Below are 18,969 nucleotides of genomic sequence, written 5' to 3' on the forward strand. Positions count from 1 at the left end.
GGGGCGGCGTTGCCTCCCGCCCCGGGATGATATCGGGATTCGGACGCCGTTTAGGCGGTTTTTAACATTGATGAATGATGGATTTCCCTGATATGTCACAGGCCAAGCGCCCCGGTTTCTGGTCCACCCTGCGCCTGGGCGCCAGGATGATGATGCGCGACGCCCGGGCGGGCGAGCTGCGTTTGTTGGTGCTGGCGCTGGTGGTGGCGGTGGCCGCGGTGACCAGCGTGGGCTTTCTGGCAGACCGCGTCAGCCGGGCGCTGGAACGCGACGCCGGGCAGATGCTGGGCGCTGATCTCGTGCTGGATGCCGACGAACCCGTGCCCGCGCAATTCCTGGATCAGGCCCGCGAACGCGGCCTGACCGTGTCCCGGACCTTGCAGTTCCCGTCCATGGTCGGCGCCGGCGACGGCGCGCAACTGGCGGCGTTGAAAGCGGTGGAGCCTGGCTACCCGCTGCGCGGCGCCCTGCGCGTGGCCGAGGCGCCGTTCGCCCCCGACGCCGTCACCCGCGACATCCCGCCCGAGGGCGCGGTCTGGGTGGATGCCCAACTGCTGTCGCTGCTGAACCTGAAAGTGGGCGACACGCTGAACGTGGGCGATGCCCACCTGCGCGTGGACCGCGTCATCACCTATGAGCCCGATCGCGGGATGCAGTTCGTCAACGTGGCGCCGCGCGTGCTGCTGCGCGCCAGCGACCTGCCGGCCACCGGCCTGATCGCGCCCGGCAGCCGCATCGGCTACGCCATGCTGGTGGCCGGCCAGCCGGACGCCGTGGCGGGCTATGCCACCTGGCTGAATCAAAACTTAAAGCGCGGGCAAAAAGTGGCCACCCTGGAGTCGGGCCGGCCGGAAGTGCGCCGCACGCTGGACCGCGCGCAGCGCTTCCTGTCGCTGGTCGCGTTGCTGGCGGTGCTGATATCCGCCGTGGCGGTGGCGTTGGCGGCGGGCCGCTACATGACCCGGCATCGCGACGGCATCGCCGTCATGCGTTGCCTGGGGGCGGTGCAATCCCAGATCTCGCGCATGCTGACGCTGGAGTTCGCCTTGGTCGGCCTGTTCTCGTCGGCCGCGGGCTGCCTGCTGGGCTTTGCCGTGCACCAGGTGTTGGTGATGCTGCTGGGCTCCTTGATCGACACCAGCCTGCCCGCGCCGTCCGCCATTCCCGCCTTGCAAGGCGTGTTGACCGGCTTGCTGCTGCTGCTGGGCTTTGCCTTGCCCGCGCTGGCGCAACTGCGCCATGTGCCGCCCGCCCGCGTATTGCGGCGTGATGCCGACACGCTAAGCGCCCGCAGCGCCTTCGGCTACGTGGTGGGCGCCACGGGCTTTGCGCTGCTGATCTGGTGGTTCGCGGGCGACGCCAAGCTGGGCGCGGTGGTGGCGGGGGGCTTTCTGGGCGCCTTCGCCGTGTTCGCGCTGGTGGCGTGGTTGTGCGTGCTGGGCCTGGCGCGTGTGCGCGGCTTGGCCTCGGGGCTGCCCGCGCTGCGTTTCGCGCTGGCGGGCGTGGTGCGCCGCCGCGCCGCCACCATCACGCAGGTCTGCGCGCTGGCCGTCGGGCTGATGGCGCTGCTGCTCCTGACCATGACGCGCACCGACCTGATCCAGGGCTGGCAGCGCACCATGCCGGCGGACGCGCCCAACCGATTCCTGATCAACGTGCAGCCCGACCAGCGTCAACCGGTCAGCGACGCGCTGGCCCGCGAGGGCTTGGGCGGCATCACGCTGTCGCCCATGGTGCGGGGGCGCTTGATCGCCATCAACGGCAAGCCGGTGGGCCCGGACGACTACGAAGAGCCGCGCGCCAAGCGCCTGGTGGACCGCGAGTTCAACCTGTCCTATGACGACAAGATGCCCTCGTCCAACAAGATCGAGCAGGGCCGGTGGCTGAACCCCGACGCAACGGCGCCCGAGGTATCGCTGGAGTCGGGTCTAGCCAAGTCGCTGGGCCTGAACCTGGGCGACAAGATGACCTTCGACGTGGCCGGCCAGCAGGTGGAGGCGACCGTCACCAGCACCCGGCGGGTGGATTGGGATACGATGCGCGTCAACTTTTTTGCCATCCTGACCCCCGCCGCGCTGGCCGACATGCCCCAAAGCTGGATCACATCCTTTTACCTGCCGCCCGAAAAAGCGGCGGTGCTGCCCGCGCTGGTGCGCGAATTCCCGAACCTGACCGTGTTCGATGTCAGCGCCATCCTGCAGCAATTGCAGTCGGTGCTGAACGAAGTGGGCAAGGCGGTTCAGTTGCTGTTCCTGTTCACGCTGGCCGCCGGTGTGCTGGTGCTGTCGGCGGCGCTGACGGCCACCCGCGACGAGCGCATGCGCGAAGCGGCGGTGCTGCGGGCGCTGGGCGCCACGCGCACGCAATTGGCGCGGTCGCAGCGGATTGAACTGTGGGCGGTGGGCGGCCTGGCCGGCCTCTTGGCGGCGGCCGGCGCCACCGCCATTGCCTGGGTGCTATCCACCCAGGTGTTTGACTTCACCATTACCCTGAGCCTGTGGCCGTGGCTGACCGGCATCGGCGCGGGCATGTTGGGCGCCTGGGCCGGCGGCGCCCTGGCTCTGCGCGGCGTGTTGCGCACGCCGCCCCTGGTCACCCTTCGAGAAGCCTGATGACGACCCGCGTCCATACCATTAGCGAACCCGTGGAAAATTCCAGCAGCATCTTTGACCTTCTTGGCGGCGAGCCCGGCGTGCGTGCGCTGGTCGACCGCTTCTATGACCTGATGGACATGGAGCCCGACCTGAAAGAACTGCGCGCTGCCCACGGCCCCAGCCTGGACGAGGCGCGCAACAAGCTGTTCTGGTTCCTGTGCGGCTATTTTGGCGGGCCGGATCACTACATCGAACGCTTCGGCCACCCCCGACTGCGCGCGCGGCACCTGCCGTTTTCCATCGGCCAGGTCGAGCGCGACCAGTGGGTGATCTGCATCGGGCGCGCCATGGAAGACCAGGGCATCGACCCGGCGCTCGCGGAGCGGCTGCTGGAATCTTTCTACGGCGTGGCCGACTGGATGCGCAATCGTGAAGGCTGATGGCGCGCGCGCAGACGGCGCACGATCCGGCGTGCTGCGCCAGTCCTGGGCGGGTCCGCTGGCCGGCGCCATGTTGAGCGACGCGACGCGCCTGGCTGACGCCGGCCCCGACATTTTCAACCCGTCCCATTACGGCGACCGCGCCCGGCCGGTGGACGCCGGGGGCCGCCAAGCCGCCTGGTTCGTACAGGGCGCGGGCTGGCAGGGCGTGTTGCGGCGCTATCGGCGCGGCGGAATGATCGCCCGCATCAGCCGCGACGCCTATCTTTGGAACGGCGAGGACCGCACCCGCGGCTTCCGGGAATTCCGCTTGCTGGCCGAGATGCGCGCGCAGGGGCTGGACGTGCCGGCGCCCTTGGCCGCCGCCTATTGGCGCCAAGGCCCGATCTACCGCGCGGCCATCGTGGTGGAACGCATTCCAGGCGTGAAGCCCCTGGCCCACGCGCTGGCCGAGCCGCTGTGGGGCGCGGTGGCGCAGGCCATCGTCCGCATGCACCGCGCCGGCGTGTGGCACGCCGACTTGAACGCCTTCAATATCCTGATCGGCGGCGACAGCCGGGTCTGGCTGATCGATTTCGACCGCGGCACGCTCGGTGCGCTGTCCGAACGCCAGCGCCAGGGCAACCTGGACCGGCTGCGCCGCTCACTCGTCAAGGTGGCCGGCGACGAGGGCGAGCGCTTCTGGATGAAGCTGCGCGACAGCTACTGGACCGCCTGGGGCGTAGGTGTCCAACCCTGAGACGTCGCGGGGGCCGTCGCCGTCGCGATGCCTTCAATTGCGGCAACTCACCGGCAAAGTTGGGCAGACCATCGCTAAAAGGCTTTATCATTTCGCCTTTTGGTGGTCCTGACATACACGACATACGGCAAGGGGGCTTGTAATGGAACTAAGGGCGGGAATGCGCTGGGCGCTTGGCGCGGTGTTGGTCGCGGCATCGGCATCGTCGGCAGTCGCGCAGGACAAGGTCGTCAACGTCTACAACTGGGCTGAGTACACGGCGCCGGACACGATTCCGGGTTTCGAAAAGGAAACCGGCATCAAGGTCCGCTATGACGTCTATGACAGCAACGACACGCTGCAAGCCAAGCTGCTGGCCGGCAAGTCGGGGTACGACGTCGTGGTTCCGTCCACCCATTACGCCTCGCGCCAGATCCAGGCCGGGCTGTTCCAGAAGCTGGACAAGTCCAAGATTCCCAACTGGAAGTATCTGGACCCGGAACTGATGGCGCTGGTTGCCTCGGTCGACCCGGGCAACGAGCACGCCATTCCCTGGGGCTACGGCACCAACGGTCTGGGCTACAACGTTACCAAGGTCAAGGAGATCATGGGCGACAACGTAGATCTGTCCAACTGGGACATGATCTTCAAGCCCGAGAACGCCGCCAAGCTGAAAGAGTGCGGCATTTCGATGCTGGACGAAGCCGCGCAGGTGTTCCCGGCCGTGCTGAAGTACCTGGGCAAGGATCCCAACAGCACCAACGCCGACGACTACAAGGCCGCGCTGGATGTCTTGAAGCAGATCCGCCCGTACATCCGCCAGTTCAGTTCGTCGGGCTATATCGATGAGCTTGCCGTGGGCGACCTCTGCATGGTCTACGGTTTTTCGGGCGACGTGATGATCGCCCGCAAGCGCGCGCAAGAAGCCAAGAAGTCGTATGAAGTGAACTACTTCATCCCGAAGGGCGGCGCGCCCGCATGGTTCGACCTGATGGTCATTCCGAAGGATGCGCCGCATCCCGAAGAAGCCCTGGCGTTCATCAACTACATTGAAACGCCCCAGGTGCATGCCGCCATCACCAACACCATGTTCTATCCCAACGCCAACAAAGAGGCGCGGAAATACGTGGTGAAGGACGTGGCCGAGAACCCCATGATCTACCCGCCGGCGGAGGTCTCCAAGACCTTGTACGTGATCAAGGCGCTGCCCTTGAACATTCAACGCATGCAGAACCGGATGTGGTCCGAGCTGAAGTCTGGAAGATAAGTCATCATGAGCGATAGCCGTTACTCGGCGCCGCATACGGCCGACCCGGACGAATTCGTCCGGGTGTCCGATGTGGTCAAGATCTTTGGCGATGTGGTCGCCGTGCGTTCCGTCAACCTGTCCGTCAAGCGCAACGAGATCTTTGCGCTGCTGGGAAGCTCTGGCAGCGGCAAATCCACCTTGCTGCGCATGCTGGCGGGCTTTGAGGACGCCACGTCGGGGCAGATCCTGCTGGACGGCGAGGACATCACCGCCGTGCCGCCGTACCGCCGGCCCGTGAACATGATGTTCCAGTCCTACGCCCTGTTCCCGCACATGACGGTTGAAGCCAATGTGGCGTTCGGCCTGAAGCAGGAAGGCGTGGACCGCGCCGAAATCCACGACCGCGTGTTCGAAGCGCTGGACCTCGTCCAGATGGCCGGCTATTCGCGCCGCAAGCCGAACCAACTGTCGGGCGGCCAGCAACAGCGCGTGGCGCTGGCGCGCAGCCTGGTCAAGCGGCCCAAGCTGCTGTTGCTGGACGAACCGATGTCCGCGCTGGACAAGCAGATTCGCCAGAAGACGCAGATTGAACTGGTGAAGATTCTTGAACAGGTCGGCGTGACCTGCATCATGGTGACGCACGACCAGGAAGAGGCCATGACCATGGCGCACCGCCTGGCCGTCATGACCGAAGGCCAGATCGTCCAGTGCGGCACGCCGCAAGACGTCTATGCCTTTCCAAATTCGCGCTTCGTGGCCAGCTTCATCGGGTCGACCAATATGTTCACCGGCACCATCGTGGTGGACGAACCCGATCACGTCGCCATCGAATGCGCCGAACTGACGCGGCCGCTCTTCGTGAACCATGGCGTGAGCGAACCGCTGGGCATGGAAGTGCACGTGTCCATCCGGCCCGAGCGCCTGGTGGTGTCGCGCGACCAACCCGCCGGCGAATACAACTGGGCCCACGGCATGGTCAGCCACATGGCCTGGATGGGCAGCTATGCGCTATATCAGATCCGCCTGGATTCCGGCAAGACGGTCGAGGCCAGCGTGCCCAGCCTGTTGCTGGCCCAGATGGATGCCCCAGGCATTGACGAGGAAATCTTCGTCAGCTGGGATGCCGACAGCGCGACGGTGCTGGCGTCATGATTCGCTTTTCGCCCCGCGACTGGTTGCCTTCCGGCCGGGCGCTGGCGGTGGTGCCGCCGTTTGCCTGGCTGGTGCTGTTCCTGCTGCTGCCTTTCCTGCTGGTACTGAAGATCAGCTTTGCCGAAGTGGAATTCGGCATTCCGCCGTATACGCCGCTGGCGCAGTTTCAGGACGAAGCCGTGCAGTTCAGCCTGCACCTGCGCGGCTACCTTCTGCTGTTCACCGACAGCCTGTACATCAAGACCTACCTGAGCTCGGTGAAGATCGCCGGCATCACCACGCTGATCTGCGTGCTGATCGGCTATCCCATCGCGTACTACATCGCGCGCTCTTCGCCGCGGGTGCGCAACCTGCTGCTGCTGGGCGTGATCCTGCCGTTCTGGACGTCGCTGCTGTTGCGCGTGTACGCGTGGGTCGGCATCATGCGCAACGATGGTCTGTTGAACAACCTGCTGCAAAGCCTGGGCATCATTTCCAGCCCGCTGGAAATCTATCGCACCGACGTGGCGGTCTATATCGGCATGGTCTATGCGTACCTGCCGTTCTTCATCCTGCCGCTGTACGCCACGCTGGTGAAGATGGACCTGCGCCTGCTGGAAGCCGCTTACGACCTGGGCGCCAAGCCCTGGCAGGCGTTCTGGCAGATCACCGTGCCGCTGTCGCGCCAGGGCGTGATCGCGGGCGCCATGCTGGTGTTCATTCCCGCCGTGGGCGAATACGTCATCCCTGAAATGCTGGGCGGCGCCAACACGCTGATGATGGGCCGCGTCATGTGGAACGAATTCTTCAATAACGCTGACTGGCCGATGGCGTCGGCGGTGACGTGTGTGATGGTGCTGTTGCTGCTCGTGCCCTTGGTGGTCTTCCAGTACAACCAGGTCAAGCAGCAGGAACAAGCCAACGGAGGCCGCAAATGAAGGGCCCCAACAAGACATTGCGCGCCGTGGTGCTGGGGCTGGGGTACTTTTTCCTGTACGTGCCCATCATCAGCCTGATGGTGTTCTCGTTCAACGAGTCGCCCACCGTGACGTCGTGGGCGGGCTTCTCGTTTCGCTGGTATCACGCGCTGATCAATGACGACGCGCTCTTGCGGGCTGCGTGGCTGTCGTTTCGCATCGCGGCGCTGACGGCCACGGCCGCCGTCATCATCGGCACCTGGGCCGGCTATGTGCTGGGTCGCATGGGACGCTTTCGCGGCTTTTCGCTGTACGTGGGCATGCTGAGCGCGCCGCTGGTCATACCGGAAGTGGTGTTGGGCATTTCCTTGCTGCTGATGTTCGTGGAACTGCGTGGCAGCCTGGGCTGGCCCTCTGAAAATGGCGTGTTCACCATCTGGGTGGGGCACGTGACGCTGTGCATGGCATTTGTGGCCGTCGTCATCCAGACCCGCATCCGCGACCTGGACCGCTCGCTGGAAGAGGCCGCGCTGGACCTGGGCGCTACCCCCATGACGGTGTTCTTCAAGATCACGCTGCCGCTGATCGCGCCGGCATTGGCCTCGGCCTGGTTGCTGTCGTTCACGCTGTCGCTGGACGACGTCGTGCTGGCGTCGTTCCTGTCCGGCCCCAGCTCCAGCACGCTGCCGATGGAAGTGTTTTCGCGGGTGCGCCTGGGGCTGAAACCCGAGATCAACGCGCTGGCCACCTTGTTCATCCTGGCCGTGGGCACGTGCGTGATCCTGGCCAACCGCCTGCAATGGCGCAAGGAATCTGAATCCAAATGAAGCAAACTACCCTGTATGGCCTGACCAAGTGCAGCACCTGCGTCAAGGCGCGCGACTGGCTGTCGGAACACGGCGTCGATCATGTGTTCGTGGATTACCGTGATCACCCGGTTGACGCGGCCACGCTGAAATCGTGGTCCGACCAGGTTGGCGGTTGGGAAAAGCTGGTCAACCGCTCGTCGATGACCTGGCGCAACCTGCCGGAAGACCGTAAGTCGGCCGCGACCGACGCCCAATGGAGTGCGCTCATCGCCGAGTACCCGGCCTTGGTGCGCCGCCCGGTCACCGTGACGCCGGATGGCGAAGTCACCGTGGGCTTCAGCGAAAAGCGCTACGGCGAACGCTTCGCCTGACGCCTCCCGGCTGCGATGGCGTCCCCCATCCAGGCATCGCGCGGCGCCGGCAAGGCGTTGCCCGATGCCTTTTTTGATCGCGATGCCTGCACCCTGGCGCGCGACCTGTTGGGCAAGGTCATCCGTCATTGCGTGGACGGCCTGTGGCTGTCGGTGCGCATCATCGAAACCGAGGCCTACTACCTGGAAGAAAAGGGCAGCCACGCCTCGCTGGGCTACACCCACAAGCGCCGCGCGCTGTTCATGGATGGCGGCGTTATCTACATGTATTACGCGCGCGGTGGAGATTCTCTGAATTTCAGCGCCGCCGGGCCGGGTAATGCCGTGCTGATCAAGTCCGGGTATCCATGGACGGACGCGCTGTCAGGCCCCGATGCGCTGGCCCGCATGCAACAGTTGAACCCGGATGCGCGGGATCTGCCGCGTCCGCCGTCGCGCCTGTGCGCGGGGCAGACGCTGCTGTGCCGTTCGCTGGGGCTGAAGGTGCCGCAGTGGGACACGCGCCGCTTCGATCCCAACGCGCTGTATGTGGAAGACGTGGGCGGCTCACCGCAAGCCCTGGTCTGCACCACGCGCCTGGGCATTCCGCCAGGGCGCGACGAGCATCTGCACTACCGCTTTGTGGATCCGGCCTACGCCGCCTTTTGCACGCGCAACCCGTTGCGGCGCGGGCAACGCGCTGGCCATGACTACGTGTGGGTGGACCGCCAGGGTGTCGTGCTGCCCGAGGCGCCCGAACTTCCGGCGCGCTAGGCGGCCTTCGCGGCGTCGATGCGTGCTTGCAGGGACTGGCGCATTTCCTGGTATTTACGCGCAATGCGCTTGCGGTTCAGGCGCTTGCTCCAGGCGTAAAGCGGAATCAGCGGCAAGACCCCGAACCCGTCGATCAGGTACATGCCCTGCTTGCCCTCGGCGTTCTGGCCACAGGCGATATTGCTGGCGGAAATGTCGTGCAGCACGACATGCGCGTCGGCCAGATCGTTGAAGAATTCGTCCAACTGTTCGAAGAACTGCGCGTCCACCTTGCCCTGCGCGGCCAGGTCGGCCACGGTGGGCGCAATGTTGCCGTCGGCGTCGGTAATCTTTTCCACCACCAGGCCCAGGCCCAGCGAGGTTTGCGCCACGCCCAGGATGCGTGCCATGGGCACTTGCCACACGCCCGACGGGCGGGTGGTGGTGGTGACGTATTCCGAGATCTCGTTCAGGTAAACGCGGTAGGCGCTTTCACGCTGGTATTGCTTGTACCAACGCTTGAACGGCCGCGCCTCCAGATAGACCGCGCGGGCGCGCATGTCCATGACCTTCACGAGCAGGTCGGGGGAGTGCGGATGCTGGAAAATGTGGCGGTCGCCGCCGGTGGCGAGCGGGGTTGCGGCGTCCAGGTCCAGGGGACCGAACACCGATTGGAAAGAAACGCTGGATCGACGGGAAGAAAGGTCAGTTGAATTCAAGTTGGGTCGAACGTTGTATTCAAAGTGCGGGAAGTTTAATCCTGTTGCGCGGTCGCGGCGGCTCGGGTTGCATCAAGGGATGTCGTTTGCTTACAACGCAGTGATGATGCGTCCTACAATTCCGGCTTTGGAGATGCCTCTTTTGAATGACATTCTGCTTTGGGTAGCCGCGGGTGCCGCGGTACTGGCGTGTTTGGCGGCCATGCTGGCCTGCTTGCGTCCCGCTGCGAAGGATGCACGGCTGGACGCGCTGCTGGAAGGCCTGGAACGCACCGAGCGTGCCTTGCGCGCCGATATCGCTGAAGGGCAACGCGGCCTGCGCAGCGAATTTTCAGAGTCCACCCGCGCGCTGCGGGTAGAGCTGGCGCAATCGCATGGCGACTTGCGCACCGGCCTGGCGCGCGATGCCCAGGCCGCCCGCGCCGAATCGGCCGAGTCGCTGGCCCGCTTCGCCGCCGGCTTTGGCGAACAATTGCAGGGCCTGATCCAGATCAACGAGCGCCGCCTGATGGAAGTGCGCGCCACCGTGGACCAGCGGCTGCAATCGTTGCAGGCGGATAACAGCGCCAAGCTCGATGAGATGCGCCGCACCGTCGATGAGAAGCTGCATGCCACGCTGGAACAGCGCCTGGGCGAGTCGTTCAAGCTGGTGTCGGACCGATTGGAGGCCGTGCACAAAGGCCTGGGCGAGATGCAGGCGCTAGCGGCGGGCGTGGGCGACCTGAAGCGCGTGTTGACCAACGTGAAGTCGCGCGGCACCTGGGGCGAGGTGCAACTGGCCCGACTGATTGAAGACAACATGACGCCCGACCAGTACGCCAGCAACATCAAGCCGGTGCCGGGCAGCGATGCGGTGGTTGAGTTCGCCATCCGCTTGCCCGGGCGGGGAGACGGCGGCGCGCCCGTGTGGCTGCCGATCGATGCCAAATTTCCCAAGGAAGAATACGAACGGCTGATGGACGCCCAGGACGCCGCCGACGTGGACGGCGTGAAAACCGCCGGCGCCGCGCTGGGCCGCGCGGTGGAATTGCAGGCGCGGCTGATCGCCAGCAAATACGTGTCGCCGCCGCACACAACCGACTTCGCCATCATGTTCCTGCCCACCGAAAGCCTGTATGCCGAAGTGCTGCGGCGCCCGGGCTTGCTGGACAAGCTGCACGACCTGCGCATCAACGTGGCCGGCCCCAGCAACCTGGCCGCCTTGCTGAACAGCTTGCAGATGGGCTTTCGCACCTTGGCGATCGAGCAGCGTTCATCGGAAGTGTGGCAGGTGCTGCGGGCCGTCAAAACCGAGTTCGGCAAATTCGGCGACGCGCTGGCCAGCGTCAAGAAGTCGCTGGACACGGCCAGTAACAAGATCGGTCAGACCGAGGTCCGCACCCGCGCGATGCTGAAAAACCTGAAGAACGTGGAAGCCTTGCCCGACGCGGAAGCCTTAAGGCTATTGGGCGATGCCGACGCGGCGGGCGATGCGGATGAGGCCAACGGCGCTGACGATGACGCCGCCGTCATGCAAGCCCCGGCTACGCCACCCAACACGGCGTCTTCCGGCTCGGCCTGACCCGGCTCGGCCTGACCTGGCTCGGCCTGACTTGGCTCGGCCTGACCTGGCTCGGTCTGACGCGGCTCGGTCTGACGCGGCTCGGCCTGACGCGGCTCGGCCTGACGCGGCTCGGCCTGACGCGGCTCGGCCTGATTGCCGCCAGGCCGGCATGACGCGCGGCTAACGCGCCGCGCCGGCTTGTTGCCCGCGCGGACTGTCGATATCCTGGCATGTGCGGCATTTCGCCGTCGAACCCTGGAGCATCGCAAGCATGAGCACCGCTGACCGCCATGATTCCTCACCCCTCGACGCGACGGCGCTGGGCGCCGATATCGCCCAGGGCGTTACCACCGCGCTTGCCGCGATGCAGCAGGCGGTGGACCGGGTGGCGGCGCGCAATCCCGCCATCAACGCGGCCTGCGGCATTGAAGCCGACGCCGGGCTGCGCCTGGCCCAGGCGCTGGACGACGAGCTGGCTGGGCTGACGCCCGAACAGCGGCTGGCGCAACTGGACACTCGGCCCTTCCTGGGTGTGCCCACCTTGCTGAAAGACCTGGGCACGGCGGCCCTGGGCTTGCCCAGCGCCATGGGGTCGGTGCTGTATGGGCATGTCGAATGGGACGTGGATGCCGAAATCGTCAAACGCTATCGCCGCGCCGGACTGATTCCGTTCGGCCGCACCACCAGCGCCGAACTCGGCCTGAGCCCCACCACCGAATCGCCCGCCTATGGCCCGCCTACTCAGAACCCCTGGAAGGCCGGCCACAGCGCGGGCGGGTCCAGCGGCGGCGCGGGCGCCGCCTTGGCCAGCGGTATGGTGCGCATCGCGCACGGCAGCGACGGCGGCGGGTCCATCCGCATCCCGTCCTCGTGCTGCGGGGTGCTGGGCCTGAAGCCGTCGCGCGGGCTGATGCCGCTGGGCCCCTTGAAGGGCGAAGGGTGGGGCGGTCTGGCCACCGAACACATGATGACCCTGTCGGTGCGCGACTGCGCCGCGTCACTGGACATCAGCGCGGGGGCGGACGTGGGCGCGCCCTACGCGGCCCCGGCGCAACCCGAGTCGTACCGGGCGGTGGTGGCGCGTGTCGCCGCCGACCCGCATGGCGCGCCGCGACGCCGCATCGCCTTCATCAACACCACCTATGAAGGCGGGGCGATCCACCCCGAAGTCGCCGCCACTGTTGACGAGGCGGCGCGCCTTTTCGCATCGCTCGGCCATGAACTGGTGCCGGCCTTGCCACCCGTGGGGTCCGAGGAAGTGCTGTCGCCCATGCTGCCGCTGATCGCCAGCGCCGCCGCCAATGCCATCGACAGCTTTGTCGCGGCGCGGGGCCGTCGCCTGGCCGCCGACGAGCTGCAACCCACCACGCTGGGCGCGCGCGAATATGCGCGGGCGATATCCGGTGCGCAATACGTGGCCTGCGTGGACACCTGCCACGAAATCACCCGGCGCATCGGCCGCTTCCTGCACCGCGACGGCGCCCACGGCCATGATCTTTTCCTGAGTCCCGTCCTGGCGCAACCGCCCGCGCCCCTGGGCCGTTACGCCATGGACAACGCCGATTACCTGGCCTACCGTCTGGGCAAGAAGGGCGTGATCGGCTATTCGCCCTTTGCGCCGCTGGCCAACCTGACCGGCATGCCGGCTATCTCCATCCCGTTCGGCATGTCGTCCGATGGGCTGCCGATCGGCATCCAGGTCATGGGGCCCTTGGGCAGTGAAGCGCTGCTGCTGGAACTGGCGGCGCAGGTCGAGGCCTTGCGGCCCTGGGCGTTGGTGGCGCCCATGGCCAGATAGCCGGCGTTACCGCAGCGAGCTTTACCGCGGCGGGCGTTACCGAGAGCGGGCTTTACCAGGAGCAGCCATGTCGTCGTTTGCCACGCACACCGTGCAGAACCAGGTGCCTCCGCTGGAAGACTATTCGCTGTACGACACCGACCCCGCCTTGCGCGAGGCGGTGCGGCGCGAGGGCGCGCAGGCCTGGGAAGGCGACCTGGCCGCGCACGGCGCCTGGCTGGGCCGCGCGCAGACGCTCGCCGCCGGCGCCGAAGCCAACCGCTGTCCGCCCCGGTTGATGAGCTATGACCGCTCGGGGCACCGCATCGACCACGTGGAATTCCACCCGGCCTGGAACTTGCTGATGACCGGCATCATGGCGCGCGGACTGCATAGCCGCGCCTGGGCGCAAGCGGTGCCTGGCGCGCAGGTAGCCAGGGCGGCAGCCTATTTGATGCAAGGGCAGGTCGAGGCCGGCACGCTGTGCCCCACCACGATGACGTTTGCCGCCGTGCCGCTGTTGCAGCGCGAACCGTCCGGCGCCGTGGACTTCGCCGGGCAATGGCTGCCCGCCCTGTATTCGCGCGAATTCGATGGTGCCGATGCACCCCTGGCCGCCAAGCGCAGCGCGCTGGTGGGCATGGGGCTGACCGAAAAGCAGGGTGGCTCCGACCTGCGCGCCGTCAACACCCGCGCCGTGCCCTTGGGCGCGGCGGGCCGCGGCAATGCCTATCAATTGGTGGGACACAAGTGGTTCTTTTCGGTGCCGCAGGCGGACGCGCATCTGGTGTTGGCGCATACGGACGAGGGGCTTAGCTGCTTGTTTGTGCCGCGCTGGATTCCCGATGGCCCACGCAACGCCATTCGCGTGCGCCGCTTGAAAGACAAGCTGGGCAACCGCAGCAACGCCAGCGCCGAAGTCGAATTCGAGGATGCCTGGGGCGTGATGGTGGGCGAACCGGGGCGCGGGCTGGCCGTGCTGCTGGAAATGGCGGCCACCACGCGGCTGGACTGCGTGCTGGGCAGCGCCGCGCTGCTGCGCCAGGCGCTGGTGCAGTCCCTGCATCACGCGCAGCATCGCCACGCCTTCGGCAAGCCGCTGATCGCGCAGCCGCTGATGCGCAATGTGCTGGCCGACCTGGCGCTGGAAAGCGAGGCGGCAATGGTGCTGGCGCTGCGGCTGGCGCGCGCGGTTGACGCGTGTGCGGCTACCCGCGCCGATGCCCAGGCCCGCGCGCTGGTGCGCGTGGGCACGCCCGCCGCCAAGCTCTGGATTTGCAAACGCGCCATCCATGCCGTTGCGGAGTGCATGGAGGTCTGGGGCGGCAACGGCTATGTGGAAGAAGGGCCGATGCCGCGCCTCTACCGGGAAACACCGGTCAACTCCATCTGGGAAGGGTCGGGCAACGTGATGGCGCTGGACGTGCTGCGCGCCTTGCAACGCGAACCCGACGCCTTGCCCGCGCTGGAACAGGAATTCGCGCACGCGGCGGGCCAGTATCAGGCGTTCGACGCGGCGCTGGCGGCTTGGCGCGCGTTGCTGGCCGATACCGCCCAAGCCGAGTTCCAGGCGCGCCGCATCGCCTGCGGCCTGGCGCGGCTATGGCAGGGCGCCTTGCTGATCCAGCATGCGCCTGCCGCCGTGGCGCAAGCCTTTGTGGCCAGCCGCCTGCATGCCGATGGCGGCGTTTTCGGCGAGCTGGCGGCAGGCACGGATGCCGGGGCGATCCTGGCGCGTGCCTGGCCGCCTGCCGCCGCATGCTAAATTTCCCGGCTTGACCAACCTTTCCGCATTCTTCCCGCCATGCTCTCCCAGCAAGAACTCAAGCAACAAGCCGCCGACGCCGCCCTGGAATTCGTTGAACAGGTCGCCGGCCCGGACGTCATCATCGGGGTAGGCACGGGTTCCACGGCCGATCTGTTCATCGACGGCCTGGCGCGTTTCAAGGGCCGCATCGGCGGCACCGTCGCCAGTTCGGAGCGCAGCGCGGCCCGCTTGGCCGGCCACGGCCTGAAGGTGCTGGACCTGAACGACGTGTCGACCATGCCGATCTACGTGGACGGCGCCGACGAGATCGACGCCAACCTGTCCATGATCAAGGGCGGCGGCGGCGCGTTGACGCGCGAGAAAATCGTGGCGTCGGTGGCCGAACGCTTTATCTGCATCGCCGACGAATCCAAGCTGGTTCAGACGCTGGGCAAGTTCCCGCTGCCGCTGGAAGTGATTCCGATGGCGCGCGAATCGGTGGCCCGCGCCCTGGTGGCGCTGGGCGGCCAGCCGCGTCTGCGCGAGGGCTTCATTACCGACAACGGCAACATCATCCTGGATGTGTCGGGCCTGGCGATCTCGGACGCGCGCGCGTTCGAAGCGCTGGTCAACAACCTGCCCGGCGTGGTCACTTGCGGTTTGTTCGCGCTGGCCGGCGCCGATGTGGCGCTGCTGGCCACGCAAAACGGCATCCGTCGGCTGGACCGCGCGGCGTAAGCGGCCAGCGTCGCGCGGCCCGGGTGTGGCCTGAGTGGGCCCGGGCGTCGCCTGAATGTTGTCCGCGTGTTGCTTGTTTGTTGCGCCATCGTCCCGCCTTGCCCGCGGCGGGGCGTCGATTCATAATCCTGTCACACTTGGGTCATAACCTTGCCGGTTGTGCAGGCCCATCTTGTAATTCTCTTCTTTCGGGGCAATGCAATGAGACCAACCACGCAGGGAGCCCGGATGACGGAGCATACAAACAAGCAGTTCGACGCCGACCTGGAAAGCGTCCGTTCGCAATTCTTGCAAATGGGCGGCTTGGTGGAAGCCATGATCCAGGAAGCGATCGACGCGCTGGCCACGGGTGACTTGTCGCTGGTGGAGAAAGTCCGCGAGCGGGAAAAGGAAGTCAACCGCCACGAAGTCGAAATCGACGAAAGCATCAGCCGCATCCTGGCCCGTCACCAGCCCACCGCCATCGACTTGCGCATGCTGATGGCCGTGTCGAAGATGCTGACCGACATGGAGCGTTCCGGCGACGAGGCCGAGAAGGTCGCCACCGTTGCGCGCCGCATCCATGAAGCCGAAATGCGCCACATCCCGGTGATCGAACTGCGCCACATGGCCGCCAACGTGCGCACCATGTTGCACCAGGCGCTGGACGCCTTCGCCCGCCTTGACCCCATTCAGGCCGCCGCCGTGGTGCGCAGCGACAAGGAAGTGGACAAGGAATGGAAGGGCGCGCTGCGCCACCTGATCACCTACATGATCGAAGACCCGCGCACCATTTCGCGCGCCATCGACATGATCTTCATCGCACGCGCGTTGGAACGCATTGGCGACCATGCCAAGAACATGTCCGAACGTGTCATCTACATGGTCAAGGGCGCCGACGTGCGCCACACCGGCGTGAAGAACACCGAGCGCCTGGCGCGCGGCGAGGAAGAGTCGGAAGACGACGCCTGATTACGCCAGGTTTTTTGGCCGACGGGCCGACGCGCCAATAAGCCAATAAGCCAGCAGGTCAACAAAAAGCCCCGACACGGTTGCCGCGTCGGGGCTTTTGCACGGGCGGCACTACAGCGGCAGCACCGCGCCTTGGCAAAGCCTTGGATCCGGCACGCCTGGTTTGCCGGCATCAATGCGCCCGGCAAGCCGGCGGCCGAAGGCCGGCATGCCAGGGGCGCTGACTTCCAGGTCGTACCAGCCTTCGCAACCGATGTATTTCAGCTCCATTGCGCCGCCAGCGGGCACGTGCGCCATGGCGCGCCAGTTGTCGCCCATGCGGGATTCCAGCTTCACCGGCTGCGGCGCGTCGCTGTGGTTGATGAGCCGCACGCGCAGCCCCGACGTTACCGGAACCAACTGCGCTTCCAGCGTGCCACCGTCCTGGGAATCGCCCCGGAAGTGTCGGTGAAAGCCATCCGGACCCAGCAGCCACAGGTCGTAGGCGCCGCCCTGGCTCAGCCGCCAACCATCGTCCAGTCGCGCGCCGGCGCCGATCGTGTAGCGCCGGGGCGCGCGCGCCAGGTCATGGCGGTCGTACACATGCAGCACGGCGGCGGCGCTGCCCGGGTTGCGCAGCGTCAGCCGGTAGTGTTCGCCGTCGGCCGTCATGCGGCCCACGGCTTCCAGCGCATAGGGCAGCGCGCAGGCGTGACGGTTGCTGTCGGGATGGTGCGGGCCGCGATCACCGCTGAAATCAAAGGCCGAGGTCAGGTCGCCGCTGACCGCGCGCCGCCACGCGCTGATGTTCGGCTCAGAAACGCCGAAGCGGGCTTCCAGGAAGCGGATCACCGAGGTGTGGTCGAACACTTGTGAATTGACCCAGCCGCCACAGCTCCAGGGCGACACCACCAGCATCGGCACGCGCGGCCCTAATCCGAAACCGCGGCCATGCAGGTGGGTGGGGTCTTCCTGCGCAGTGCTGTGGCCAAGCCTGGCGTCGTGGTATTCGCCGTCCAGCTCAACGGTGGACAGCCCGCCCGAATGGCCATCGGCATGGCGCGCCGGCGGGGCGGGCGGAGGCACGTGGTCAAAGAAGCAGTCGTTCTCGTCATAGGTCACAAGAAAGACACAGCGGCTCCAGCATTCGGGATTGCTGGTCAGGATATCCAGCACGCGCTCGGTGTAGGCGCCGCCTTGGCGCGGCGACGAGACTTCGGGATGTTCCGAGTCGGCGGTGGGCGCGATGATCCACGACACCGCCGGCAACTCGCCCGCGGCGACGTCGCGCGCCAGATCATCCAGCGTATGGGTCGACAGGCCTCGGTCGCGCAAGGGGGCCGAGGCCGCGGCGCTGGCATGCGCCTGACGGTACTGACGAAAGCCGGCCAGCGGGTTGTCGTGAAAGTTGTCCGCCATGTCCTGGTAGATGCGCCAGTCCACGCCCGCGTCTTGCAGGCGCTCGGGGTAGGTGGTCCAGGCATAGCCTTCGTTTGCCGCGCCGAGCCTGTCGAAATGGTTCACCAACGCCGGGCCGCCCGCCGCGCCGGTGGGATCGTTCGTGCCGGTCCACAGGAACAGGCGGTTTGGATTGGTGCCGGCGTGCAGCGAACAGTGATAGGCGTCGCACACGGTGAACGCATTGGCCAAGGCGGCCTGGAAGGGCACGTCGGCGCAGGTGTAGGCGCCCAGCCCCAAGCGGCCTTTGGCGGGCAGCCATTGGTCCATGCGGCCGTCGTTCCAGGCCCATTGCGCGTCGACCCATGTGTGCGGCGTGATGAAGCCGGCGGGTGTGTCGCTGGCGAGTTCTTGCTGTAGCGCATAGGGGCGGCATGGCGTGGTGCCGTCCGCTTGCGTGAGCACGTTGCCGGCCAGGGTGGGCACAAGATGCGGATCGGCAAAGCCGCGCACGCCGGACATCGTGCCGAAATAGTGGTCGAAGGACCGGTTTTCCTGCATCAGGATGACCACGTGCTGTACGTCGTGGATCGTGCCCGTCTTGCGATCAGGCGGGATCGCCATGGCGCGCTGGATGGACGACGGCGGGTCGGCGGGGAGAGGCAAGCGCGATTCTTCTTTCATGACAGCATTAATACGGCCTGCAAACTTCGATCTTAAGGGCAATGTCAGGTCGCGTGCCGCCGATGGCGCGGCGGTGCCACGTCGGTGCCACGAAAAGCGAAGCCCCTCGCGCGCGAGGGGCTTCGTGATGGGGCCATGGCCGGGAGCCTGGGGCAAGCGGGCGCAGCCGGTTGCCGGCTGCCGAATCAGGCCGAAGGCGGAACGTAGCCGTGTGCTTCGACGGTGCCGTCTTCGAACAGGAAACGCTCCATCTGTTCCTTCAGGTACTTGCGCGCGCGGGCATCGGCCAGGTTCAAGCGGTTTTCATTGACCAGGCGTGTCTGGATGGCTTTCCATTCTTCCCAGGCTTCCTTGGAAATGCTCTGCCAGATCTTGGTGCCGAGCTCGCCGGGGTAGGGGGGGAAGTCCAGCCCTTCGGCTTCACGCTTCAATTTCACACAGTTGACGATACGGGACATGGTTCGCTGCCGAA

Annotated in this window: 17 protein-coding genes; 14 read left to right on the forward strand and 3 right to left on the reverse strand. The window is 66.2% G+C overall.

The window, feature by feature from the left end; all coding sequences use genetic code 11:
- Positions 1-74 precede the first annotated feature (74 nt).
- The 9 genes from P8T11_RS28945 to P8T11_RS28985 all read left to right on the forward strand — a co-directional run bounded on the left by P8T11_RS28945 (position 75) and on the right by P8T11_RS28985 (position 8,982).
- A complete protein-coding gene (locus P8T11_RS28945) occupies positions 75-2,612 on the forward strand; it encodes an ABC transporter permease (protein WP_268078920.1) in 2,538 nt (845 codons plus the stop codon).
- Positions 2,612-3,034 carry a group II truncated hemoglobin gene (locus P8T11_RS28950; protein ID WP_167401057.1) on the forward strand — a complete coding sequence of 141 codons (423 nt, stop codon included), beginning with the start codon at positions 2,612-2,614 and terminating at the stop codon, positions 3,032-3,034. Before P8T11_RS28945 ends, P8T11_RS28950 begins: the two co-directional genes overlap by 1 nt.
- Before the next feature lie 70 nt (positions 3,035-3,104).
- Entirely contained in the window at positions 3,105-3,773 is a 669-nt protein-coding gene (locus tag P8T11_RS28955; protein WP_268082478.1) for a 3-deoxy-D-manno-octulosonic acid kinase, read from the forward strand.
- Positions 3,774-3,915: 142 nt separating this feature from the next.
- Positions 3,916-5,019 carry a polyamine ABC transporter substrate-binding protein gene (locus P8T11_RS28960; RefSeq protein ID WP_268078919.1) on the forward strand — a complete coding sequence of 368 codons (1,104 nt, stop codon included), beginning with the start codon at positions 3,916-3,918 and terminating at the stop codon, positions 5,017-5,019.
- Positions 5,020-5,025: 6 nt separating this feature from the next.
- Entirely contained in the window at positions 5,026-6,153 is a 1,128-nt protein-coding gene (locus P8T11_RS28965) for an ABC transporter ATP-binding protein (RefSeq protein ID WP_268078918.1), read from the forward strand.
- Positions 6,150-7,070: an ABC transporter permease subunit gene (locus tag P8T11_RS28970; protein ID WP_268078917.1), complete on the forward strand. Its 921-nt coding sequence runs from the start codon at positions 6,150-6,152 to the stop codon at positions 7,068-7,070. The genes P8T11_RS28965 and P8T11_RS28970 overlap by 4 nt, the downstream gene beginning before the upstream one ends.
- A complete protein-coding gene (locus P8T11_RS28975) occupies positions 7,067-7,876 on the forward strand; it encodes an ABC transporter permease subunit (protein WP_268078916.1) in 810 nt (269 codons plus the stop codon). Before P8T11_RS28970 ends, P8T11_RS28975 begins: the two co-directional genes overlap by 4 nt.
- On the forward strand, positions 7,873-8,229 hold the full coding sequence (locus tag P8T11_RS28980; protein WP_268078915.1) for an arsenate reductase: 357 nt from the start codon (positions 7,873-7,875) through the stop codon (positions 8,227-8,229). Before P8T11_RS28975 ends, P8T11_RS28980 begins: the two co-directional genes overlap by 4 nt.
- A 15-nt stretch (positions 8,230-8,244) precedes the next feature.
- Positions 8,245-8,982: a DNA-3-methyladenine glycosylase gene (locus P8T11_RS28985; protein ID WP_268078914.1), complete on the forward strand. Its 738-nt coding sequence runs from the start codon at positions 8,245-8,247 to the stop codon at positions 8,980-8,982.
- Here the strand turns inward: P8T11_RS28985 and P8T11_RS28990 are convergent.
- Positions 8,979-9,680: a PhoP regulatory network YrbL family protein gene (locus P8T11_RS28990; protein WP_268078913.1), complete on the reverse strand. Its 702-nt coding sequence runs from the start codon at positions 9,678-9,680 to the stop codon at positions 8,979-8,981. The two genes, P8T11_RS28985 and P8T11_RS28990, sit on opposite strands and share 4 nt — an antisense overlap.
- A gap of 133 nt (positions 9,681-9,813) precedes the next feature.
- Here P8T11_RS28990 and rmuC point away from each other — a divergent pair, with 133 nt between their 5' ends.
- The 5 genes from rmuC to phoU all read left to right on the forward strand — a co-directional run bounded on the left by rmuC (position 9,814) and on the right by phoU (position 16,436).
- Positions 9,814-11,241 (forward strand): DNA recombination protein RmuC, encoded by a 1,428-nt coding sequence (gene rmuC / locus P8T11_RS28995; RefSeq protein WP_268078912.1) that lies wholly within the window; start codon positions 9,814-9,816, stop codon positions 11,239-11,241.
- Positions 11,242-11,494: 253 nt separating this feature from the next.
- The gene (locus P8T11_RS29000; protein ID WP_268078911.1) at positions 11,495-13,021 is read left to right on the forward strand and encodes an amidase; all 1,527 of its coding nucleotides are present in this window, start codon (positions 11,495-11,497) and stop codon (positions 13,019-13,021) included.
- Positions 13,022-13,088: 67 nt separating this feature from the next.
- Positions 13,089-14,765 carry an isovaleryl-CoA dehydrogenase gene (locus tag P8T11_RS29005; RefSeq protein WP_268078910.1) on the forward strand — a complete coding sequence of 559 codons (1,677 nt, stop codon included), beginning with the start codon at positions 13,089-13,091 and terminating at the stop codon, positions 14,763-14,765.
- A 39-nt stretch (positions 14,766-14,804) separates the two neighbouring features.
- A complete protein-coding gene (gene rpiA / locus P8T11_RS29010; RefSeq protein WP_259251559.1) occupies positions 14,805-15,485 on the forward strand; it encodes a ribose-5-phosphate isomerase RpiA in 681 nt (226 codons plus the stop codon).
- A 228-nt stretch (positions 15,486-15,713) separates the two neighbouring features.
- A complete protein-coding gene (gene phoU / locus P8T11_RS29015) occupies positions 15,714-16,436 on the forward strand; it encodes a phosphate signaling complex protein PhoU (RefSeq protein ID WP_100857007.1) in 723 nt (240 codons plus the stop codon).
- Between the two features lie 111 nt (positions 16,437-16,547).
- Here phoU and P8T11_RS29020 read toward each other — a convergent pair whose 3' ends face one another.
- Positions 16,548-18,497, reverse strand: a complete 1,950-nt coding sequence (locus tag P8T11_RS29020) for a phosphocholine-specific phospholipase C (RefSeq protein ID WP_268078909.1) — start codon at positions 18,495-18,497, stop codon at positions 16,548-16,550.
- 185 nt (positions 18,498-18,682) lie between these two features.
- The gene (locus P8T11_RS29025; protein WP_006218476.1) at positions 18,683-18,955 is read right to left on the reverse strand and encodes an oxidative damage protection protein; all 273 of its coding nucleotides are present in this window, start codon (positions 18,953-18,955) and stop codon (positions 18,683-18,685) included.
- Between the last annotated feature and the right edge of the window lie 14 nt (positions 18,956-18,969).

Origin of the sequence: Achromobacter spanius (genome assembly GCF_029637605.1) — a bacterium.
Classification (GTDB): Bacteria; Pseudomonadota; Gammaproteobacteria; order Burkholderiales; family Burkholderiaceae_B; genus Achromobacter; species Achromobacter spanius_E.